Genomic DNA, 22,053 nt, shown 5'->3' on the forward strand with positions numbered 1-22,053 from the left:
TAAAATTTTCCTTGTAAATAATATACACAAATGTAATAATGGATGATAGTAATAAAATATTACTATCATTTTTTGGTACTAATAATGTGGAGGATCTGAAATGACTAATATAATGAATTCCTTTGGTTTCCTAAGTTTTAAATTAGGTGAGGCTTTAGAGGAAAATCTCGAGAAGTATATTAGTGAAAAATATCAAATGAAATCTAGAGAAGTCGGGATCATGATTGCTGTAAAAGAAAAAAAACTTAGTCAAATTCAAATAGGGCAGATTTTAAAGTTAGATAAAAATAGTGTCCGCTTTTTTATCGATGGTTTAGAAGAAAGAAATTATGTTTATAGGGAGAAAAATCCAGAAAATAGAAGAGAGAATTTAATATGTCTTACGGAACAGGGGAGGGATTTGGCAGAAGAGTTATCGAAGACCCTTTCGATTTCAGAGAATGAAGTGTTAAACGTACTTTCGTTAGAAGAAAAAGAACTGTTGAAAAGCATATTGAAAAAAGTATATGAAAATCGTGGATAGGATTTAACTCTTTTCAGCAATCTGCTAAAAGAAGTTAAACTTCCGGCGGATGTCACGGATTCGGAAAAGAGTTCTTAAAGGATGTTAGCCTAAAATCATCGCATCCATGCGATAAAGGCTAACTGACCTGCATCACGCAGGCCTAACCATATCTATAAAAAGAAAGAGGGATGACATATAAAAGCGGTAGAGGTTATGAAGGAGTATTTGAAAAGAGCGCAAATAGAGGGTCAGGATTTATCTGACATGTATGCGGATCATGGTGAATTAAAAAATTTTAAAGGTGAAATTTTTAAAGGAAAAAAAGAAATACAAAACTTTTACACGTCGCCTATGCCGAAAGGCTTTAAATTAACTATCCACAATATTGAAGGTGATGATACAGAGTGTATTGCTACAGTTTCAACTACTTGGGATGGTTTGCCAAAGCCAGTGATTTTAGAGGAAAGGTTAATTCTAGAAAACGAAAAAATAAAATCGTTAGCAATGATTCCAAAATAAAGGGGGATAGAAGAAGCGATGTCATTATATGCTAATAAAAATCCTCTTCCTATGCCTGAAAGGGACACGAAATATTGGATTGGCGTGGTATCTCTTAATCATGTGCAAAAAGGGATTGAGGGAGGATTCGGTCAGTTATGTCATGGTAAAGAAAGACCTTTGAAACGAATGGCAAAAGGAGATTGGATTATTTATTATTCTCCTAAACAAAGTCTAGATAGTAATGAGCCTGTGAGAGCGTTTACCGCAATAGGAAGAATAAAGGACGAGCGAATATACGAGTTCCAAATGTCAGAAAATTTTATTCCTTTTAGAAGAGATATAGACTTTTATAAAGATGCAAAAGCTGTGCCAATAAAAAGGATTTTAGATTACTTAGAATTTGTAGAAGACAAATCGAAATATGGCTATAAATTTAGATTTGGTCATTTTGAAATAAGCAAAAAGGACTTTTTATTAATTGCTCATGAAATGGGATTACCATTGAAGTATGGGTGAATTTGGTTGACCAAAAAACGTTACTTTCTTCATTGCCATGAAGAAAGTAACGTTTTTAACTATTATTTAAGCAGAGTGTTTAGGTTAGTTACAAATACTGTCTTACGCAAATACCTAGCAACGACAATACCTAAGACAGCACCAATAGTACTTGAGGTTAAAAAGGCTGGCATGAAAAATAAAGCAGCAACGGATGTCCCCATTAATAAATGTGCGTAAGGTACTGCGATAAGTGAGGCAATGATACCTGTCCCAAACATTTCACCGACACCTGCAAGCCATTGCTTGCCGCTGTATTTATAGGCAAGAGCTGCACATAGAGCGCCAATAACACTGCCAGGTATAGCTAGTAATGAGCCTGTGCCTGTTAAAATACGAATAATAGCTGTGACAAAGGCGACCATAACAGTAGGCACTGGTCCAAGAAAGATAGCACCGATAACATTAATGGCATGCTGGACAGGGTAGGCACGAGCAATTCCTGTTGGTATTGAAACGAAGGTAGAACCAGCTACGGCAATTGCTACTAGTATGGCCATGATTGTTAATTTTCGAATTGACATAATTTCCACTCCTTTGAAATGTTAAATGTTAATACCACCGCAAAAAGAGCTGAAGCAGCGGAATTTCGTGTTTTAGCGGCGTTTCTTGCTTGGTTAGCAGCGAAATTTCGTGTTTTAGCAGCGTTCTTTCTTTGGTTGGCGGCGCAATTCACACTTTTAGCGGCGAATTCCAACATAAGCTGGACAATTTGACAAAACTAAAGCCAGAGTTGAAGAACATTGTATAGAATTTTACACAATATTAAGGACTTGACTCTCTTATCAGCGATGTTTGATGCTTTATCAGCGATTCTGGCTCTTTTATCAGCGATTCTGACTCTTTCAAGTTTTAGTGGCGCAACTTGCTTGGTTAGCGGCGGAATTTCGTGTTTTAGCGGCGCAACTCACACTTTTAGCAGCAAATTCCAACCTAAGCTGGACAATTTGACTAAAAAAGTCAGAGTTGAAGAACAATACAATATTAAGGTCTTGACTCAAAAACAGAGAGAATCGCCGCGAAACAAGAAAGTACTGCCGCAAAAGCAGAGAAAATCGCCGCGGAAAGTACCGCCGCTAAAGCGTCAAAAGGCCGCTTCCTAAAAACAACAGGAAGCGGCCTTGCATCTACAAATAAAAAAGCAAGTGTCGACACTTCCCTCCGCTAGTGTGAACTAGATCAGGTTCAAAGGGTCCGTATATGACCATATACGTCTCAGCCTTTTAAAGACTCCCCTAGTGGTAAGAATTTACTTTATTTTTTCTCCTAATAATGTAGCATACCATTAAAAATAGTCAATAACTTTTCAGACTATTTTGTATCAGGATGCATAAGGTGTGGCGCTTTTTTCATTGTCCAAATAAGAGCAAGGAAGAAGCAAGCCATTAAAATAATAGACCCGAATATATAAGGACTGTTCATATTCCAATCGAATAATATACCTGCTAGAGCTGGACCAATCATATTACCAAGACTCATATACGCATTGTTCAAGCCAGCTGCAAAGCCTTGTTCATTTTCAGCAAGCTTTGAAATCAGTGTGTTGACAGCAGGGCGAATCAATGTCGTAGCTGTAGAGAAGATGGTCGCTACAATTAAAATAAGTGCAAATCCAGATGCGAATAATATTAAGAAAATCGAAATGGATGCAATAAATAAATTGACTAGCACTACTTTCATTTCGCCGAAGCGATTAAACAGCGGTGTAATAACAAACATCTGTACAACAACGCCAAAAGCGCCACCCATAACTAATATAATGGCGATATCAGTAGGTGTGTAATTAAACTTATCTGTCACAAATAATGATAATGTTGTTTGGAAGTTAGCAATCCCGAAAGAGAATACAAGCATGATAATTAGCATGACAAAATAAGGCATTCGGACTGAACGGGCCATTTGCTTTGCAAGATTATCCTGCTTCTGCGCTTTTTTCGCTGTGCTCGGTTTTGTAGCAGGCAATAAAAAGAACGATAAAATAGCTGCTAAGATTGCTGCAAATCCAGCAGTATAAAATGGAAAATGCAAACTAACTTTTGATAGGAATCCACCGATACCTGGTCCGATCATAAAACCAAAGGACATTGCTGCCCCTATCATTCCCATACCTTTTCCTCGTTCCTCATACGTTGTGACGTCTGCCACAAAAGCCATTATAGGAGGTGCCACAAATGCGGAACCAAGGCCACCAAAAAAGCGTGCCAGGAAGAGCATCCACACATCTGTAGAAAGCCCGAAACTAATTTGGGCAAGTCCTGTTACGATAAGACCGAAAATAATGAGATTTTTACGACCGTATTGATCGGAAAGATTCCCAGCAATTGGAGAAAATACGAATTGTGCGAAGGCGAACGTTGCAATCAACATGCCAAGTACTTGTCCTGCGGCACCAAATAATTTTAAATACTCAGGCATGACAGGAATAATAATTCCGATACTCCCCATTGCAATAAACATATTAAACATTAAAATATACAAAGCCGCCTTATTAGACTTCTGCTGGGTCATCGAATACCCCTTTCTTTCATCAAATATACTACAGTCTACCACAAGGCTTATACGTTTGCTATTGACTATAAGTCTGAGATTTACTAGTAAAGATATGCGGATTCTCAAAAACGGCCGGCTAGTTTTTCTGCAGAGGCTTACTTCCAGATAAACGAAAAAAAGCTGCTCTCAACGTTTGTAACGTGAGAACAGCTTTGAATGGATTAAAATAGTTTATCGAATACTCATTTTAAATTCCAAGAACAGCTCATTGTATTTGCCTAAGTAATCAGGACCTAAGTTTTTATAAACTTCTAATGTTTTACGTTGTTCTTCAGAAGGATAGAAGCGCTTATCAGATACAACTTCTTTATCCATTAACTTCATCGCTGCAATATTAGGAGTAGAATAGCCTACATAGTCAGCGTTTTTAGCACCCGATTCAGCTTTCAACATAAAATTAATGAAAGCATGTGCACCATCAATATTTTTTGATGTTTTTGGGATAACCATATTGTCAAACCATAAGTTTGAGCCTTCTTTTGGTACAGCAAAGTCTAAATCTTCATTTTCTGATAACATGTCTGCTGCTTGACCAGACCAAGTGAGTGCCACAGCAGCTTCATTATTAACCATCAGCGGTGTAATTTCATCCCCGATAATGGCTTTAACATTTGGCGACAATGTGATTAGTTTATCAGTAGCTTTACGTAGCTCCTGGTTATCTAAAGAGTTAAGAGAGTAGCGAAGACTGTTTAAGCCCATACCAATCACCTCACGTGCACCGTCTACTAAAAAGACTTTACGCTTTAATGAAGGATCCCATAAATCTTTCCAAGATGAGAAGTCTAAATTTCCAACGAGCTTTGGATTATAGACAATGCCGACTGTTCCCCAGAAATATGGGACAGAGTATTTATTGTTCTTATCAAATGGTAAATCTAAAAAATAAGGATCAATATTTTTTAAATTAGGGATTTTCGTTTTATCTAAAGGAATAAGTAAGTTTTCTTCCTTCATTTTTTCAATCATATATTCAGAAGGTACGGCGATATCGTAAGCTGTACCACCTTGTTGAATTTTTGTCATCATTGCTTCATTGGAATCGAACGTTTCATAGATGACGTGAATGCCTGTTTCTTTTTCAAATTGCTTCAGCAAATCCGGGTCTATATATTCTCCCCAGTTAAAGATGGTTAATGTATCTTTACCACTTTTTCCACCTCCGGCACTTAGGGCATCAGCGGCATAGAATAGTAGGGCGGAAACGACAAGGATTGCGATTGTTGCTTGAATTAATTGCTTCATTGAGTTCCCCCCGTTCTTTTACTAGCGCGGCTTGTAATGAAGTAATAGCCAACAACGACGATAACCGTTACAAAGAATACTAAACCAGAAATAGCGTTAACTGTTAAGGAAATACCTGCACGTGCCATCGAATAAATTTCAACAGATAAAGTACTAAAGCCGTTACCTGTCACGAAAAACGTTACCGCAAAATCATCTAGAGAATAGGTTAAGGCAAGGAAGAACCCTGCAAAAATACCAGGTTGAATATACGGTAAAATAACACGCATCATAACATCTTTTTTCGTTGCCCCTAAATCTAATGCAGCATCGATTAATGATTTATTCATTTCTAATAGTTTCGGTAAGACCATTAGTACAACAATTGGGACGCTGAACGCTACATGTGCTATTAACACAGAAGTAAAACCTAATTTAATACCAACCATTGTGAATAAAATTAAAAAGCTTGCACCAATAATGACATCCGGGCTCACAATTAATACATTGTTTAAAGAAAGTAGTGTGTTGCGCATTTTTGAATCTTTAACAGTGACAATGCCAATTGCTCCTAGTGTTCCAATGATTGTAGAAATCAATGCGGAGAGTAATGCCACGATCACTGTATTAATGAGAATGACGAGTAAACGTGAATCCTCAAAGACAGCTTTATAATGTTCTAACGTAAAGGACTCAAAATGATTCATCGATCCGCCACTATTGAACGAATAGAATACTAAATAGAAGATAGGTGCATACAAAACGATAAAAACAATCGCTAAATACACTCTTGCTGTAGCAGATAGTTTTTTCATCGTACGCGACCTCCTTTATCCTTCTTCTGTCCTGTAATTAACATAATGATAACCATAAATAAAATTAAGAACACAGCAATTGTTGAGCCCATTCCCCAGTTTTGGGTTACAAGGAATTGTTGTTCAATAGCTGTACCAAGTGTAATAACACGGTTTCCTGCAATTAAACGAGTAATCATGAAAAGCGATAATGCAGGAATAAATACAACTTGAATGCCTGATTTAACACCGTCCATTGTTAAAGGCAATATAACGCGTCGGAATGTTGTAAAGGCAGATGCTCCTAAATCACGTGCTGCATAAATAAGAGCCGGATTTAAACGATCCAATGAGTTGAAAATCGGTAAAATCATAAATGGAATAAAAATATAAACGGATACGAACACAAAGCTAAGGTCAGTGAATAGCATTTGCTTTGGATCAAAACCAAGTACTTCGATAAATGCATTTATTGGGCCGTACAAGCCGAAAATCCCGATAAAGGCATATGTTTTTAACAAAAGATTAATCCAAGAAGGAATAATAATTAGTAAAAGCCAAAGCTGTTTATATTTCGTTTTTGTTAAAAAATAAGCTGTTGGATACGAAACAAGTAACGTAAAGAACGTAATTAAAAACGCATACCAGAATGAACTTAATGTCATTTTTAAATAGACAGAAGTAAAGAATGCTTTATAGTTATCGAGCGTGAAATTGCCATGTATGTCTAGTAGGGAATAGTAACCAACAAGGGCAATCGGTGTGATAACGAAAAATGCAATCCATAAAACATAAGGGAATAAAGCTGTTTTCGAAGTCTTAGTTTGCATCTTCGTCGTCTCCATACGCCTCTAAACGTTTATCGAATTCTTCTTCTGTTTCATTTAAGCGCATTACATGAATTGCTTCTGGATCGAAGTCTAAGCCAATTTCTGTCCCTACTTCAGCTTTTTTCAATGAATGCACGAGCCATTCATTGCCATCTTTGTCGTAAGTGGATAATTCATAATGCACCCCGCGGAACAATTGAGTATCAACTTTTACGACAAGTTTGCCTTTCTCGATTGTTGTCATTTCTAAATCCTCTGGTCGAATGACAATATCAATTTTTTCGTTTGGTCTCATTCCTTGGTCAACACATTCAAAAACTTTACTAGCAAATTCAACTTTGAAATCTTCAATCATCACGCCGGGAACAATATTTGATTCACCAATAAAATCAGCTACGAAGCGGTTAATCGGCTCATCATAAATATCTACTGGTGTACCAGATTGTTGTATTTCACCTTCACTTAAAACAAATATTTCATCACTCATGGCAAGTGCCTCTTCTTGATCGTGTGTGACAAAGACAAATGTTTTTCCAAGGCGTTGTTGTAACTCTCGTAGCTCATACTGCATTTCTGTACGCAGTTTTAAATCTAAAGCAGAAAGAGGCTCATCTAATAGGATTACTTCAGGATCATTTACAATCGCACGAGCAATAGCAACACGTTGACGTTGACCACCTGACATCTCTGAAATTTCACGATTGCTATAACCCGCTAAGTTAACGAATTTTAATGCTTCAGCAACACGTTTTTTAATGTCACTTTCAGGAAGCTTTTTTATACGAAGTCCAAATGCGACGTTTTCAAAGACGTTTAAATGAGGGAACAACGCATAATCCTGAAAAACAGTATTTACTTGGCGTTCATTTGCTGGCACGGAGTTGATTTTTTTATCATGAAAATAGATATCTCCTGTAGTCGGTTCTGTGAATCCAGCAATCATACGTAAAATAGTTGTTTTACCACAACCAGAAGGACCTAGCAGTGTATAGAATTTACCCTTTTCTAGCTCCAAGTTAATGTTTTTTAAGACGACAGTGCCGTCATTATAGGACTTTGAAACATTTTCAAAGCGGATAATCGAATTCGTTGTCATAGATGCGCCTCCTTAAGCTATAAATATGAATCCGTTGCGACAAGTAAAATTTTTGTTTCATCAGCATGTGCATTAAAAATTTGGTGATGATCTGTCGCGTCAAAATAGAGAGCATTGCCTTTACTCGCTATGTATTGTTCATCTCCTAAAACGAGACGAATACGCCCTTCAACAACAAAAATAAATGTTTCTGAGAGTGAAGGCTCAAACTGTTTGAATTCCCCGTCAGCAGCAAGTGTCAAGAAAATAGGCTCCATTTCTTTTTCATTTGAAGTAGGAATGAGCCACTGAATTTCATATTTTTTTTCTTCGTCTGTATAAGTGGATTGATCTTCTTCTGTATATACAACCTTTTGTTCAGGTGCTTCATCATCGAAAAATTCTTTAGGTGTTGATCCTAAAACTTCTAATAATGAAAAAAGAGTTTCAATGGAAGGTGAATTTAGATCACGTTCTAATTGAGAGATATACCCTTTACTTAAATCTGTGCGTTCTCCAAGTTCCTCTTGGGTAAGACCTTTTTTTAAACGAAGCGCTTTGATTTTTGCTCCAATTTGCATCTTTTCCCTCCTAGAAGAAGTTTAGCAATCATAAACTTTTGAAATACGAAGTTTACTTTAACGAAACTTTTAGTTTACTAAAACCATTACAATTATACATAATAAAAAAGAATTTGCAATCGTTTTTTAGTAAAAAAAAGTAGATGAAATTTTTAGAAATTATACATAAATGTAGCGTAGAAAAAATTTGTTTAAACTAGAATAAAATTGTTAAAAATAGCTAATAAATAGGCTGTAGCAGCTATTCCATTTGGGGATTTGACGGAAATTTGTCAGATAATTTAATATGTGCACTTTTGTGAAGTTTACTTGTTTGAAAAACTACGATTACTCTGTTATCGTAGAAGACGAGTTCGCTGGTGCGAATGGAATATATCCACTACATATAATCGGAGGGATTTATAATGGCAGAACGCATGGTAGGTAAACAAGCACCTGACTTTACAATGGAAGCAGTACTTCCAGACAAATCATTTGGTAAAGTATCGTTAGAAGACATTAAAGCACAAGACAAATGGACAGTTCTTTTCTTCTATCCAATGGACTTCACTTTCGTATGTCCAACAGAAATCACTGCAATGAGCGATCGTTACGATGAGTTCGAAGACTTAGATGCAGAAGTAATCGGTGTTTCTACTGATACAATCCACACTCACTTAGCTTGGATTAACACGGACCGCACTAAAAATGGTCTTGGTGAGTTAAAATACCCATTAGCAGCAGATACAAATCACCAAATTTCACAAGAATATGGTGTATTAATTGAAGAAGAAGGTATCGCACTACGCGGCTTATTCATCATCAACCCAGAAGGTGAATTAAAATACCAAACAGTATTCGATAACAACATCGGCCGTGATGTAGACGAAACTTTACGTGTACTTCAAGCTTTACAAACTGGTGGTCTTTGCCCAGCAAACTGGCGCCCAGGTCAAGCAACTCTATAATTCAAGGCTTGCGAAATTGATGATTTAACAAATAAAACAGTCCCCACAGCAAGTTTGTGGGGATTTTTTTAAACTTGATATAGAAAAAGGTTCATCACCAAAAATTGAGGATGACTTTTGTTAAAACGTCTACTATGTAAATAAGTTGATTGGAGTGGAGGCTGGGCGACTCCTTAGGGATTAGCAATAGAGGAACGAAGGCTAAAAGCATCACATCCTGTGATAACGCCTTCGTGACCAACATCGTGTTGGCCCGAGACCCTGCAGCGAAGCGAGGTCAGTTAGTTGCCATTTATGTAAAGAGGCAATGCCGGATGTGAATAATTTCCGTGATCAATACAAAGATGAGTTAAACGTTATTGCAGTGCATATGCCACGCTCTGAGGAAGATACAAATTTAGAAACCATCAAATCAGTAGCAGCAGAGCATGACATTGTTCAACCAATCTTTGTGGATAGCGAATTAAAGCTAACGGATGCATTTGAAAACCAATACGTACCAGCGTATTTTGTGTTCGATAAAGAAGGTCAGCTTCGTCATATGCAAGCTGGTGGTAGCGGTATGAAAATGCTAGAAAAACGTGTGAATCGTGTTTTAGATGAAATGCGCAACGCATAAAAGAGCAGATTACGAGGCGGGGATATTGTATTCCTCGTCTTTTTTATTGAAAAAATACGGGAGGGGAATCGATCGAGTGTAAGGTTCCAGATCCGACCCGAGTGTAAAGGAGTAATACGATCAAATCAAGCGAGACCCGAACGAAAAAGTTATCAAACCGTACGTCCTAAGAAGCACCTCAAATATAAAAGAGAACCGAGTGGTTTTGAATAGGAGCAGGAGATTCCGCTTTTATTGACGAATAGTCTCTTGTTTTGACGATACATATAGCAAAGAATACGTTACAATAAGGGTATAGTAGTTTTCGGAGGGATTTTTAATGATGAAAAAAGAGTTTGCTGTCATTGGACTTGGACGTTTTGGAGGAAGCATTGTTCGCGAATTAATGAGCCAAGGCGCACAAGTTATGGCGATAGATCATTCCTCAGAGCGGGTGGACGAGTTTGCTTCGATTGCCACACAGGCCGTTATCGCAGATTCAACGGATGAATCGGTATTAAATTCATTAGGTATTCGTAATTTTGAGCATGTTATCGTTGCGATTGGTGAAGATATTCAGGCTAGTATTTTGACGACGATTATTTTAAAAGAAATTGGTGTTCAGCAGATTACTGTAAAAGCTCAGAATGATTACCATGAAAAAGTACTGCGTAAAATTGGCGCAGATTTTGTCGTGCATCCTGAGCGAGATATGGGGATACGTATTGCCAATAATATGTTGTCAAATACAGTGCTCGATTACTTAGAGCTTTCAGATGAACATTCAATTATGGAGCTTAAAGCCAATGATGCGATTGCAGGTTACTCTATTATGGATCTAGATATTCGTGCAAAGTACGGGATTAATATTGTAGGTCTTAAGCGTGGTGCAGATATCATCGTATCTCCGCAGGCGAGTGATAAAATTTTGTTAGGAGATATTATGCTTGTCATTGGGGCTGATGTAGATATTAACCGCTTTGTCAAAAAGGCATTAAATGGGTAATGAAAAATGAATAAACGAAGATGGAAACTAGTTATATTTGCGGCAATTATTCTTATTGGCGCTTTTACATGGCAATCTCGCGACAAAAATGAGCAAGAGGCTATTTCTCGTATTTTAGATCACACAGCAGAAATAGATGCGATCGAGCTTTTTAAAGGGGAGCAATCTTTATTTAGTGCAACAGGTCAAGATGCAAAAGCCTATATTGAAAACTATCCGCTTAGCCATGTTAAGAAACTAAGCAAAAAAGAACGAGCTATATTTGAAGAAAAACCACTTTATCATATTGTTTACGAAATGAAAGGAGAGCCTTTATATGAGGTAGATATTTTAAAAGTTGCGATTAGCTCTGAGCTCAGTGAAGAATTACAGCAGATGGTTTTTAATGTTGGGGATCAGCAATATTTGATTTATTGGGCAAAAGAGAAAAAAGCACTTGAACAATCAACAAATACGCAACGTTTACTTGAACAATATATTAAATAAAAAAGGGTAGTGAAAACAGCAACTAGCTGCGATCACTACCCTTCCATGTCGGTAAGGAAAATTAGATTTTTGCCTGTGGATCAACTAGAACATAGTAAGCGTCTAGGCGAAAGTGAGGTCACTTTGATCCCTCGGGTAAAGGAGTGGAGCGTTTACTTTTACTTCGTTACGATACAATAGTATTTTTTCCTTGAAGTGCACGTTCTTGCATTTCTACATCAAATTCCTTTTCCGATTTTGATACGACTACACAAGCTACACCGTTACCAATTAAATTTGTTACAGCACGTGCCTCAGACATGAAACGGTCAACACCGATTAATAACGCAATCCCTTCGACAGGAATCATTGGGAAAGCAGCAAGTGTTGCTGCTAATGTGATAAAACCAGAACCTGTTACACCAGCGGCTCCTTTAGATGTAATCATTAAAATCCCAAGAAGTGTAATGATTTGAATCCATGTCAATTCCATTCCGTATGCTTGTGCAATAAATAAGGCAGCCATTGATAGGTAGATGGACGTCCCATCAAGATTAAAGGAATAACCGGTTGGTACTACTAATCCAACAACTTGTTTAGAACAACCAAAGTTTTCCAATTTACGCATCATAGATGGCAAGGCAGATTCAGATGATGAAGTACCAATTACTAAGAAAATCTCATCTTTTATATAAGCGATAAATTTAAAAATGTTGAAGCCGAAAAATTTTGCGATCATTCCTAAAATAAGGACTACGAATATGAACATTGTAATGTATACTGCAGCCATTAATAGACCTAAGTTGCCTAACGATTTCAAGCCAAAATTACCAATTGTATAGGCCATTGCACCAAAAGCACCTATTGGAGATATTTTCATCACCATACTTACGATTTTGAAGAAAATTTCTGCCACTTGTTCAAAAAATGTGATGACAGGTTTTGCAGGTGCGCCAATAGAAGCAGCCGCTAAGCCGAACAAGATGGCAGAGAATAACACAGGAAGTAATTGTCCTGTTGCAAGTGCACCTACAACGTTTTCAGGAATAATGCTAGAGATGAAAGCACCTAAGCCTTGCTCAGACTCTGCTGCAGCAGTTGTATATTTTGAGATATCGGCATCGGAAGCACCCGAAGTATCTAAACCTGTACCAGGGCTAACGATTAATGCAACAGCTATACCGATTGCTAAGGCAATGGTAGAGACGATTTCGAAATACAGTAACGCTTTTCCGCCGATTTTTCCAACTTTTTTCATATCCCCCATACTACCGATTCCGATTACAACTGTTAAGAAGATAATAGGAGCGATTAACATTTTAATTAGCTTAATGAATAAGTCAGCCAAGATTTTAAGGCTTGCCCCAAACTCAGGGAAGATAGCGCCAACAATCACCCCTAGAATAATTGCAGCTATAACTTGAACGGTCAGATTTTTCAGTAATTTCACTTTATGCTACCTCTTTTCTAAATTTTCTCTTTGATATCGTTTTTACTAGCATTATCATAGCGAATCCTTTAAGGGAAAAGAGATTTAGAAAATAAGAAACATATCGTTCATTAAGTACATTCATCCATTTTTTTTAATAAAACGTAGTGTTTTCAATAACTTAAACTGTTATGATACTCTACGAAAAAATTACTATTGTTATAATACAAAAATAATTAATGATAGAAAATTTCGTTTTATGTCAATTTTTCGTAATATTGTTCATTAAGTTCATGACTTTCTCCTCCTTATGTCAACTATAACAGTTGTCAAAAGATTTTTTTGAAGATAATCTTAAAAGCATATCATTGATAGAAGTGACTTAGCATTTGGAAAGGAAGGAATATTAAATGATAAAAATGCCTGTAAACGGCAAAATCCTGCTAGTGACATTTTTAATCATTGCATTCTCCTTTTTACTTGGTGGCATTTTTGTACTTGGAAACCTCTTAACTGAGCAAGAAAAGGAGTTTGGTCAGCGTGCTATGCTCGTTGCGCGGACTGTATCAAATGTGCCAGAAATCAGTATGCATTTGAAAAATGACAATATTAAAGAAGCGGCGAAAAATGTCAACAAAATTGTAGATGGAATTCGTGTTGTTAATAAAGCAGAATATATCGTAGTCATGAATATGGATCGTATTAAACTATCTCACCCAGTTAATAAAGAAATAGGGAAGCGTAGTGAATCACAGGATTTAAATGCTTCCTTCAGTGAGCATTATTATGTAACGAAGGCGCAAGGGGAAGCGGGTGTAATGATTCGAGCGTTTGTCCCTATTATTGACGACAAAAAAGTACAAGTAGGCATTGTCGTTGTAGGGTATTCACTGCCAACTTTTATAGAAATGTTGCAAAATTATGAGCATGAAATTTTTATTACTATTGTTATATCTCTTGTTTTTAGTATTTGGGGGGCCTATACACTTGGCCGACATATTAAAAAGCAAATGTTTGGGCTTGAGCCCCATGAGATTGCCAAGATGTATGTGGAACGAACAGAAACGTTCAATGCTATGCATGAAGGCATTATAGCGGTCGATAAAGGAATGAATATTACAATTTTTAATGAAAAAGCAGCTGATATATTAGGAGTTACTAGAAAGATAGAGGATTGTATCGGAGAAAAGATTTATGATGTTTTGCCTGACACACGATTGCCTGAAATTGTTGAAACAGCAACACCAGTATACAATCAAGAGCTCTACATTAATCATCATAGTATTTTGAGTAATCGTGTCCCGATTATTGTGAATGGTGAGCTAGTTGGAGCAGTTGCTATGTTTAAAGATTTAACAGCAGTTAAAAAGCTTGCGGAAGAAGTAACAGGTGTAAAAGCATTTGTTCAAGCACTGCGTGTACAAACACATGAGCATAAAAATAAGCTTCATACTATTGCAGGACTTCTGCAATTGGGACATACAAAGCAGGCACTTGAATACGTGACAGCTACTACCGAAAATGAAGCTTCTTTAACGAAGTTTTTGAATGAACGCTTTCATAATGAAAATATTTCAGGATTATTGCTAAGTAAAGTTAGTTATGGTAAGGAATTAGGCATACAAGTAGAAATTGATCGAAAAAGTCATTTTAAACGCTTTCCACCATTATTAGATCACCACGATTTTGTCGTCTTGTTAGGAAATTTAATTGAAAATTCCTTTGAAGCACTAAATGTTCTTTCAAAGCATGATAAATATGTAGCTATTTCTGTAGATGAGCATGACGGTGTGCTAGCAATGGCAGTTTCTGATAATGGAATTGGGATGTCTGAAGAGGTGCAAGCTCGTATGTTTGAAAGTGGATTTTCTACAAAGGCAAGTGAGAATCGCGGTATCGGCTTGCATTTAATACGTGAAATAATAAGAAAAGGTAATGGCGATATTGAGGTAGTGAGTGAATTTATGAAAGGGACAAGTTTCTTAATCTTATTTGAGTTAGGAGAAGAGTAGATGGATGTAATAAATGTGTTATTAATTGAAGATGACCCAATGGTACGTGAAGTGAACAGGCAATTTATTGAGCAAATTAAAGGATTTTCACTGATAGGCTATGCTGGCAATGGGATAGAAGGGATAGCGAAGATTAAGCAGCTAAATCCAGAACTTGTCTTTATGGATATTTTTATGCCAGAGCAGGATGGCATTATTACGTTAGGAAAAATTCGCGAGGAACATATTCCAGTTGATGTTATTGCCGTAACTGCTGCGAATGATATGTCAACTGTACAGAGAATATTACACCTAGGCGTCTATGATTATATTATGAAACCTTTTACGTTTGAACGAATTGAACAAACTTTAAAGAATTATCAAGCTTATAGAAAGAAAATAAGTGGTATGCAGGATCTAACACAGCATGATGTGGATCATCTAATGCAGAAACGAAACCCTGAGCAAATAGTTGTTCCTCCAATCACTGAGACAATAACAATTGACGAGCTACCAAAGGGATTTAACCGAGCGACATTAGACAAGGTACTTGCCTATATTCAAGAGAGTAACGAAGCCGTATCAGCAGAAGAAGTGTCCATGTATATTGGAACGGCTCGTGTAACAGCTCGACGTTACTTGGATTTTTTAGAAAAACAAAATCTATTAAAGGTGGATATACAATATGGAAATGTGGGCCGTCCTATCCATCGATATTATATTTAATCCGAATGAGTGACTTATAAAGTTGTTTAATACATTTTTTATAGGGGAAACTAAAGGGATAGGGAAGTATCATTTGCTTTTAGATTTTGGGAATATGAAGGGTTGATGAAAAACTTAATAGAGTGAATAAAATATGCTTTATCCCGAGAGGTAAACCTGATTAGATATGATACATATAGCAGAGAATCCGTTACAATAATAGTATATTATTTTTCGGAGGATTTTTTATGGAAAATAAAGAAATAATTGATTTTAGAAAGCTAATGGGGAGTAGGTTTAACACACATGTTCAACGTTCGAAAAGAGTCGCTATTTAAATTTTTGAAAATTCTATTTCCAATAGCGCTTTTAGCAATAGCCATTTATGAAATTCTACAAACAATCAGTGGGATAGATGTTCAGTTACTTCGGAAAGAAGTGAATGAACTGCACATATGGGAGCTCTTATTTATTCTTTTAATTACCTTCTGTGCCATTACACCGATGATTTTTTATGATGTTATTTTAGTAAAAATATTAGGAATCAAAATAAACAACCGTCTTCTACTGAATCATTCTTTTGTTGTAAATACCTTCTCTAATCTTATTGGCTTTGGTGGTTTAGTTGGTGTTTTTTTACGTAATTATTTCTATTCGAAATATAAAGAGGATAAGGAAGACTTATTAAAAAGCATTGCCTCCGTAACCCTCTTTTATTTAACAGGGATTTCGCTGTTAGCTTGGATTATGTATATATTCTATTGGGACTTCCCATTGCTAAAAGAAGTACGATGGTTAAAAATAGCAGTTATTCTTGTCAGCCTATATGTACCGATTTTTATTGCTATGCTTCTCATCCGCAATAAAAAAGCAGGTTCTATAAAGCCAAAGATCTCTCTTCAATTGATGGGCACTTCCGTAACTGAATGGGTTGCAGTCTTTTTAGTTATTTGGATATTAACTTTTATTTTAAAGATTCCAATAAATTTATCCGATTTACTTCCGATATTTTTAATTGCTTCCTGTGCGGGTATTGTCAGTATGATTCCTGGCGGGGTGGGCTCTTTTGACCTTGTTTTTTTATGGGGGACTCAAAGTTTAGGAATCGCTGATGAAAAAGTGCTTTTTCTATTAATTTTGTACCGAGTTGGTTACTTTGTGCTTCCATTTTTAGTTTCTTCTCTTTTATTTGTAAAAGAATATTGGGAACGTTGGAATCAATCATGGGATGACTTGCCAAATGTCGTTCTTCAGAAGCTGAGTCACATGCTGTTAACGATATTGATATTTCTCTCTGGCATTGTATTATTGCTATCAGCTTCAGTGCCAGGTATTTTAAGTCGACTAAAAATAGCTCAGGAATTTTTATCTTCGCCGATTATGCATGTCTCTCATCAAATGACTGTTGCAGCTGGCTTTATTCTCTTAGGTTTATGTAGAGGGATTAAATATAAAGTGAAAAGGGCCTATCAACTTTGCCTCATTGTGCTAAGTAGTTCTGCACTATTTTCAATTTTTAAAGGCTTGGATTATGAAGAAGCAATTTTTTTACTCATTGTCACAGGGCTGTTAATCACCTCAAAAAAACAATTTTACCGTGAAAGTAACGTTTTGACATGGGGAATCGTTTTGATTGATCTTGCGGCAGTGACAATCATTACAGCGATGTATGTAGTGATTGGTTATGTGAACTTACCTACATCTAAAATTCATATTCCAGTCGCTTTGCAGGAATATATCATTACAGATTACCGAGACTTATTTTATAGTGCAGTAATAGGCATCTTAATAGCAATTGTCATTTTTTATATAGGCTATTTTATCCGTGCACCTAAGAAAATGGAAAAGCTTTTATCAAGTGAGCAAGAAGAGAAAATTAAAGACCATTTGATGACCTATAAAGGGACGGAGTATTCACATATAATTTTTTTACATGACAAATTTATACATTGGAATAAACAAGGTACAGTTTTATTTTCTTATCAAATATATGCCGATAAGATTGTTGTACTGGGAGATCCAGTGGGAGATGAATCTGATTTTTTATCCGCTATTCAGGAGTTTTTAGAATTGGCAGATAAGCATGGTTATACACCGGTTTTTTATGAAATTAACAATAAAATTTTCCCTTCTTTACATGAGCATGGGTATAGTTTTTTTAAGCTTGGCGAAGAAGCCTTTGTAGACTTGGATAAGTTTACACTTGCTGGTAAGGGAATGAAGGGACGCCGAGCAGTAAAAAATAAATTTGAACGAGAAAATTTTACAGTTGAAATAGAAAACCCTCCTTACTCACAGGAATTAATGAATGAATTGCAAGAAGTATCAACGAAATGGTTGCAAGGAAGGTCAGAAAAAGGCTTTTCTCTTGGCTTTTTTAATGAACACTATTTAAACACTTCAAACATTGCCGTTTTACGTGGTACAGAAGGAGTTATTGGCTTTGCTAGTCTCATGCCAATGTACGATAATGGCGAAAGACTCTCAGTAGATCTCATGCGTTTTAAGCCGGGAGCGCCATCTGGAACAATGGATTTCATATTCCTATCGCTCTTTGAATGGGCAAAAACAGAAGGCTACCGAATTTTTAATATGGGGATGTCGCCATTGTCAAATGTCGGACAGTCTAGGTATTCCTTTTTAAGCGAAAAAATAGCAGCACAAATATTTTTACATGGGCAGTACTTCTATCATTTTAAAGGATTAAGAAACTTTAAATTAAAATATGCAGATTTTTGGGAGCCAAAATATATAGCATATCGAAAGAAATCCTCACTGCCATTTACAATGGCACAGGTCACGTTATTAATTGGTAAAAAGAGAAAATAAGTAGCTAAGTTTTTCCTATAAAGAAGAGTGTGAATTTAAGAAGGTGTGCTGGTTGTGCTGCCAGCATAATGAACCGATTCGTCGCAAGCCCATACAAAAAAGATGCATTGCAAAATTACTTTGCAATGCATCTTTTTTATGAATTTTTATAGTCAGAAAAATGATAAGGACCGGAACGCAGGACATCGCTGATAAAAGAGCCAGAATCGCTGATAAAGTATCAAACATCGCTGATAAAAGAGTCAGAATCGCTGATAAAGTATCGAACATCGCTGATAAAAGAGCCGGAATCGCTGATAAAGTATCGAACATCGCTGATAAGAGAGTCAGAATTCCTGATAATAAAGAGTCAAGTCCTTAATATTGTGTAAAATTCTATACAACTGTTCTTCAACTCTGACGTTAGTTTAGTCAAATTGTCCAGCTTATGTTGGAATTCGCTGCTAAAAGTGTGAGTTGCGCCGCTAACCAAAGGAAGAACGCCGCTAAAACTTGAAAGAGCCAGAATCGCTGATAAAGTATCGAACATCGCTGATAAGAGAGTCAGAATCGCTGATAAAACATCAAACATCGCTGATAAGAGAGTCAGAATCGCTGATAAAGCATCAAACATCGCTGATAAGTGAACCGAAATCGCTGATTGATTCATGATGAAATAAAGTTTATGAAAAAATTGTAATTTTTTATTTAATTTTCCATTAGCGCTTTGTAATAATTGAAATTCAATATAACATGTCACTAAATTTTACCTTATTTCAGCGGTGCCACACATCCGGAAATAGAATGCCAAGCCATACCTGATAAAGAAAGGAGTTTGATAAAAATGTTAATAAGAGAGGCAAAACGTGAAGATGCTGAACAGATTATAGCTGTCATAAAAAATGCAGAAGAGTCTAATTTAATGTTATTCGGGCCAGGTGAAAGAAAGTTAGAGACTAAACAATTTACTAAATTTATTGAGAATAGTAACAATAACAGCCATTCTGCTTTGTTGATAGCTGAAATAGAAAAGAAAGTAGTTGGTTATTTAATTGTTCAAGGTAATAATATGCCATCTAGAGTTTCACATCGAGCCTATATTGTCATAGGTATCCATAGTGATTATAGAGGCCGGAAAATAGGTACGGCATTATTTAGTCACCTTGACGAGTGGGCAAAAAGAAAGGGTATGCATCGCTTGGAACTAACAGTAATGGCGAACAATACAGTAGGTGTTGCTTTATATAAAAAAATGGGATTTGAAATTGAGGGAACTAAGAGACATTCCTTATATGTTGATGGTGAGTACATTGATGAATATTTTATGTCAAAATTATTGTAATACAAAGGGTGTGTGTATATGAATTCTAGAAGAAACACTAGAAGTATTAATATCGGTATTTTTTCACCATCATCGCCAGCATCCGTCAGTGCCCTTTCTCGATATAAGCGTGCAAAAGCTTTTCTTGAACAAAGAAATATAAACTTAATCGAAGGAAGTCTAACTGGTAAATCTGATATGTATCGCTCTGGCACTCCAAGAGAGCGTGCTGAAGAGTTAAATAAATTAATAAGAAATCCAAACGTCCCCATCATCATGTCGACAATCGGTGGTACAAATTCAAATAGTATGCTGCCATATATTGATTATGAGGCGTTTCAAAGCAATCCAAAAATCGTCGTTGGTTACTCTGATGCAACGGCAATTTTACTGGCACTTTACGCAAAAACAGGAATTACAACTTATTACGGTCCAGCATTAGTTCCTTCCTTTGGTGAATTTGAACCATTAGTCAATGATACATATCAATTCTTCGAGAACTACTTCTTTAAGTCACAATCTTTGCCTTACGAAATTCCAATGCCTCCCTATTGGTCAGATGAACCTGTCAATTGGTTAGAAAAAACGGTAGAAAAAAAGTTATATAAGAATGAATGGTTGACGGTTCAAGATGGAGTTGCTGAAGGTAGATTAATTGGTGGCAATGTAAATGCTATGTATGGATTTATTGGTACTTCTTATTTCCCGAAAATTCTTGATGGAGATATCTTATTAATAGAAGATTGCGCTAAAAATACAGCTATCGTTGAGAAAAATTTTGCGATGCTGAATTTACACGGAGTATTTGAAAAAATAAGTGGCATTATTTTAGGCAAGCATGAACGCTATGATGATTTAGAGACTGGACGTAAACCATATGAAATACTGCTTGAACAGTTAGACGGCATTGATATCCCGATTTTAGCAGAATTCGATATATGTCATACACACCCGATGCATCCAATTGCTATAGGAAAACAAGTAAGATTAGATGCAACGGCTAAAAAAGTCTATTGTATTGAGAAATGGTTGTAAATTAAATAAGCCCTGCTGATTTTTTGCAGGGCTTAGTCCAATTATGATTTAACATAGTCATTATCTGTAATAGCATACATTTTAACATTTTGATGATTCCCCTTAACGAACATACTTTTTCGTAAAATCCCCTCAAAAAGCATCCCTGATTTCTCCATTACTTTTTGAGATCCTATATTCTCTTCAAAGCATCGTGCTTGAATTCGCACTAATCCTAATTCGGTAAAACCAAAATCGATTAGTTTTTTTACTGCTTCAGTCGTTATCCCTTTATTCCAATTATCTTCAGATAGAACATAGCCTATTTCCGCACATTTATGCTTGTCAGTTATAGCAACAAAATCGATAGTGCCAATTAAATTTTGCTCAAATTCGATGCCCCATAATAGATGATTATCTTGTTTATAGCCATTTAAAACTAATTCAATAAACTCTTTTGTTTCGTCTAAATTCTTATGGGGTTCCCATGTAACATAGCGTGCTACTTTTTCACTTGAAGTGTAGTTGAATATTGCTTCTGAATCATTTAATGAAATTGGCCTTAACGTTAATCGTGCTGTTTTTAAAACAGGTGGTGCTTGTTTAAAAATGTTATTGCTCACAAAACTCCCCCTTCATTTGTGCAATCATTAAAGTTTATCTAATTATAACCAGATTTATAAATTATTGTGAAGATATTCGTTAGAGTAAATTTTAAGGTTGAAGGGAGAAAATGGAAAAAAGCACTGCACTATTATGGATTTACATTCGATTGGAGGGGAGGTTGGGCGACGCCTTGGGGATGAGTGATAGAGGAATTAAGGCTAAAACCATCACACCCTATGATAAAGCCTTCGTGACCAACATTGTGCTATTGCTGTCGCTTCGTTGCACTACGCTTTCGCGCCAAAAACATCTGTTTCGCCCGAAATTCTGGAGCGTTGTGGATGTTGTCTGTGCGAAAGCGAAGCGACAGCAACATGTTTTTGCCTGTGCGAAAGCGAAGCGACAGCAACATGATTTTTTCTGTGCGAAAAGCACCACCTGCACATTAGTTCTTTTATTATAAAGGAAAGCGTGACTAAAATAATAGTGTGATACATTGCGTTGTTTGGAGAAGCATCGCTCGACTCCTGCGGGAAAGCGAGACAGAC

General features: G+C 36.3%; 23 protein-coding genes, 1 pseudogene and 1 riboswitch. Of the genes and pseudogenes, 14 read left to right on the top strand and 10 right to left on the bottom strand.

Annotation, left to right across the window (positions count from 1 at the left end; all coding sequences use genetic code 11):
* The first annotated feature begins 100 nt into the window (after positions 1-100).
* The 3 genes from PVA17_RS03435 (at position 101) to PVA17_RS03445 (ending at position 1,522) form a co-directional block, all read left to right on the top strand.
* Positions 101-523 (top strand): MarR family winged helix-turn-helix transcriptional regulator, encoded by a 423-nt coding sequence (locus PVA17_RS03435; RefSeq protein ID WP_132357747.1) that lies wholly within the window; start codon positions 101-103, stop codon positions 521-523.
* Positions 524-718: 195 nt separating this feature from the next.
* Positions 719-1,024, top strand: coding sequence for a hypothetical protein (locus PVA17_RS03440; protein WP_274066891.1), 306 nt, complete (start codon positions 719-721; stop codon positions 1,022-1,024).
* Between the two features lie 18 nt (positions 1,025-1,042).
* Positions 1,043-1,522 carry an EVE domain-containing protein gene (locus tag PVA17_RS03445; protein ID WP_248718035.1) on the top strand — a complete coding sequence of 160 codons (480 nt, stop codon included), beginning with the start codon at positions 1,043-1,045 and terminating at the stop codon, positions 1,520-1,522.
* Positions 1,523-1,584: 62 nt separating this feature from the next.
* On the opposite strand, the gene thiW is transcribed toward PVA17_RS03445, so the two are convergent.
* On the bottom strand, positions 1,585-2,085 hold the full coding sequence (thiW, locus tag PVA17_RS03450) for an energy coupling factor transporter S component ThiW (RefSeq protein ID WP_274066892.1): 501 nt from the start codon (positions 2,083-2,085) through the stop codon (positions 1,585-1,587).
* 219 nt (positions 2,086-2,304) lie between these two features.
* On the opposite strand from thiW, the gene PVA17_RS03455 reads away from it, so the two are divergent.
* Positions 2,305-2,664, top strand: a complete 360-nt coding sequence (locus tag PVA17_RS03455) for a hypothetical protein (RefSeq protein ID WP_274066893.1) — start codon at positions 2,305-2,307, stop codon at positions 2,662-2,664.
* Positions 2,665-2,700: 36 nt separating this feature from the next.
* Positions 2,701-2,808, bottom strand: a riboswitch (TPP riboswitch).
* A gap of 64 nt (positions 2,809-2,872) precedes the next feature.
* Here PVA17_RS03455 and PVA17_RS03460 read toward each other — a convergent pair.
* From PVA17_RS03460 to PVA17_RS03485, 6 genes are all read right to left on the bottom strand, one after another.
* The gene (locus PVA17_RS03460; RefSeq protein WP_274066894.1) at positions 2,873-4,069 is read right to left on the bottom strand and encodes an MFS transporter; all 1,197 of its coding nucleotides are present in this window, start codon (positions 4,067-4,069) and stop codon (positions 2,873-2,875) included.
* A gap of 213 nt (positions 4,070-4,282) precedes the next feature.
* Complete coding sequence (locus tag PVA17_RS03465; protein WP_132357738.1) at positions 4,283-5,356, bottom strand: ABC transporter substrate-binding protein; 1,074 nt, start codon at positions 5,354-5,356, stop codon at positions 4,283-4,285.
* Entirely contained in the window at positions 5,353-6,150 is a 798-nt protein-coding gene (locus tag PVA17_RS03470) for an ABC transporter permease (RefSeq protein ID WP_132357736.1), read from the bottom strand. Before PVA17_RS03470 ends, PVA17_RS03465 begins: the two co-directional genes overlap by 4 nt.
* Positions 6,147-6,959, bottom strand: a complete 813-nt coding sequence (locus PVA17_RS03475) for an ABC transporter permease (RefSeq protein ID WP_132357734.1) — start codon at positions 6,957-6,959, stop codon at positions 6,147-6,149. Before PVA17_RS03475 ends, PVA17_RS03470 begins: the two co-directional genes overlap by 4 nt.
* Entirely contained in the window at positions 6,949-8,055 is a 1,107-nt protein-coding gene (locus PVA17_RS03480) for an ABC transporter ATP-binding protein (RefSeq protein WP_132357732.1), read from the bottom strand. The genes PVA17_RS03475 and PVA17_RS03480 overlap by 11 nt, the downstream gene beginning before the upstream one ends.
* 17 nt (positions 8,056-8,072) lie before the next feature.
* Complete coding sequence (locus PVA17_RS03485; RefSeq protein ID WP_132357730.1) at positions 8,073-8,615, bottom strand: helix-turn-helix domain-containing protein; 543 nt, start codon at positions 8,613-8,615, stop codon at positions 8,073-8,075.
* Positions 8,616-9,019: 404 nt separating this feature from the next.
* Between PVA17_RS03485 and PVA17_RS03490 the strand changes: the two genes are divergently transcribed.
* From PVA17_RS03490 to PVA17_RS03505, 4 genes and pseudogenes are all read left to right on the top strand, one after another.
* Complete coding sequence (locus PVA17_RS03490) at positions 9,020-9,562, top strand: peroxiredoxin (RefSeq protein WP_248718040.1); 543 nt, start codon at positions 9,020-9,022, stop codon at positions 9,560-9,562.
* Between the two features lie 277 nt (positions 9,563-9,839).
* Positions 9,840-10,181, top strand: a pseudogene (locus PVA17_RS03495) (TlpA family protein disulfide reductase); the annotation flags it as partial.
* 322 nt (positions 10,182-10,503) lie between these two features.
* The gene (locus tag PVA17_RS03500; protein ID WP_079559812.1) at positions 10,504-11,166 is read left to right on the top strand and encodes a potassium channel family protein; all 663 of its coding nucleotides are present in this window, start codon (positions 10,504-10,506) and stop codon (positions 11,164-11,166) included.
* Between the two features lie 6 nt (positions 11,167-11,172).
* Entirely contained in the window at positions 11,173-11,652 is a 480-nt protein-coding gene (locus PVA17_RS03505) for a hypothetical protein (protein ID WP_274066895.1), read from the top strand.
* Positions 11,653-11,818: 166 nt separating this feature from the next.
* Here the strand turns inward: PVA17_RS03505 and PVA17_RS03510 are convergent, their stop codons facing one another.
* The gene (locus tag PVA17_RS03510) at positions 11,819-13,081 is read right to left on the bottom strand and encodes a dicarboxylate/amino acid:cation symporter (protein ID WP_132357722.1); all 1,263 of its coding nucleotides are present in this window, start codon (positions 13,079-13,081) and stop codon (positions 11,819-11,821) included.
* A gap of 389 nt (positions 13,082-13,470) precedes the next feature.
* Between PVA17_RS03510 and PVA17_RS03515 the strand changes: the two genes are divergently transcribed.
* The 3 genes from PVA17_RS03515 to mprF all read left to right on the top strand — a co-directional run bounded on the left by PVA17_RS03515 (position 13,471) and on the right by mprF (position 18,585).
* Positions 13,471-15,072: an ATP-binding protein gene (locus PVA17_RS03515; RefSeq protein WP_274066896.1), complete on the top strand. Its 1,602-nt coding sequence runs from the start codon at positions 13,471-13,473 to the stop codon at positions 15,070-15,072.
* Positions 15,073-15,777 (top strand): response regulator, encoded by a 705-nt coding sequence (locus PVA17_RS03520; protein ID WP_132357718.1) that lies wholly within the window; start codon positions 15,073-15,075, stop codon positions 15,775-15,777.
* A gap of 285 nt (positions 15,778-16,062) precedes the next feature.
* Positions 16,063-18,585: a bifunctional lysylphosphatidylglycerol flippase/synthetase MprF gene (gene mprF, locus PVA17_RS03525; RefSeq protein WP_274066897.1), complete on the top strand. Its 2,523-nt coding sequence runs from the start codon at positions 16,063-16,065 to the stop codon at positions 18,583-18,585.
* A gap of 349 nt (positions 18,586-18,934) precedes the next feature.
* Here the strand turns inward: mprF and PVA17_RS03530 are convergent, their stop codons facing one another.
* Positions 18,935-19,324 (bottom strand): hypothetical protein, encoded by a 390-nt coding sequence (locus PVA17_RS03530; protein WP_274066898.1) that lies wholly within the window; start codon positions 19,322-19,324, stop codon positions 18,935-18,937.
* 84 nt (positions 19,325-19,408) lie between these two features.
* On the opposite strand from PVA17_RS03530, the gene PVA17_RS03535 reads away from it, so the two are divergent.
* Both PVA17_RS03535 and PVA17_RS03540 read left to right on the top strand, forming a co-directional pair.
* Positions 19,409-19,906, top strand: coding sequence for a GNAT family N-acetyltransferase (locus tag PVA17_RS03535; RefSeq protein ID WP_274066899.1), 498 nt, complete (start codon positions 19,409-19,411; stop codon positions 19,904-19,906).
* Between the two features lie 18 nt (positions 19,907-19,924).
* Positions 19,925-20,920: a S66 family peptidase gene (locus PVA17_RS03540; protein ID WP_274066900.1), complete on the top strand. Its 996-nt coding sequence runs from the start codon at positions 19,925-19,927 to the stop codon at positions 20,918-20,920.
* 41 nt (positions 20,921-20,961) lie between these two features.
* Here the strand turns inward: PVA17_RS03540 and PVA17_RS03545 are convergent, their stop codons facing one another.
* Positions 20,962-21,522 carry a GNAT family N-acetyltransferase gene (locus PVA17_RS03545; protein ID WP_274066901.1) on the bottom strand — a complete coding sequence of 187 codons (561 nt, stop codon included), beginning with the start codon at positions 21,520-21,522 and terminating at the stop codon, positions 20,962-20,964.
* A gap of 110 nt (positions 21,523-21,632) precedes the next feature.
* Here PVA17_RS03545 and PVA17_RS03550 point away from each other — a divergent pair, with 110 nt between their 5' ends.
* Positions 21,633-21,968, top strand: a complete 336-nt coding sequence (locus tag PVA17_RS03550) for a hypothetical protein (protein WP_274066902.1) — start codon at positions 21,633-21,635, stop codon at positions 21,966-21,968.
* The last annotated feature ends 85 nt before the right edge of the window (positions 21,969-22,053 follow it).

Origin of the sequence: Lysinibacillus sp. CNPSo 3705 (genome assembly GCF_028674935.1) — a bacterium.
Taxonomy (GTDB): domain Bacteria; phylum Bacillota; class Bacilli; order Bacillales_A; family Planococcaceae; genus Lysinibacillus.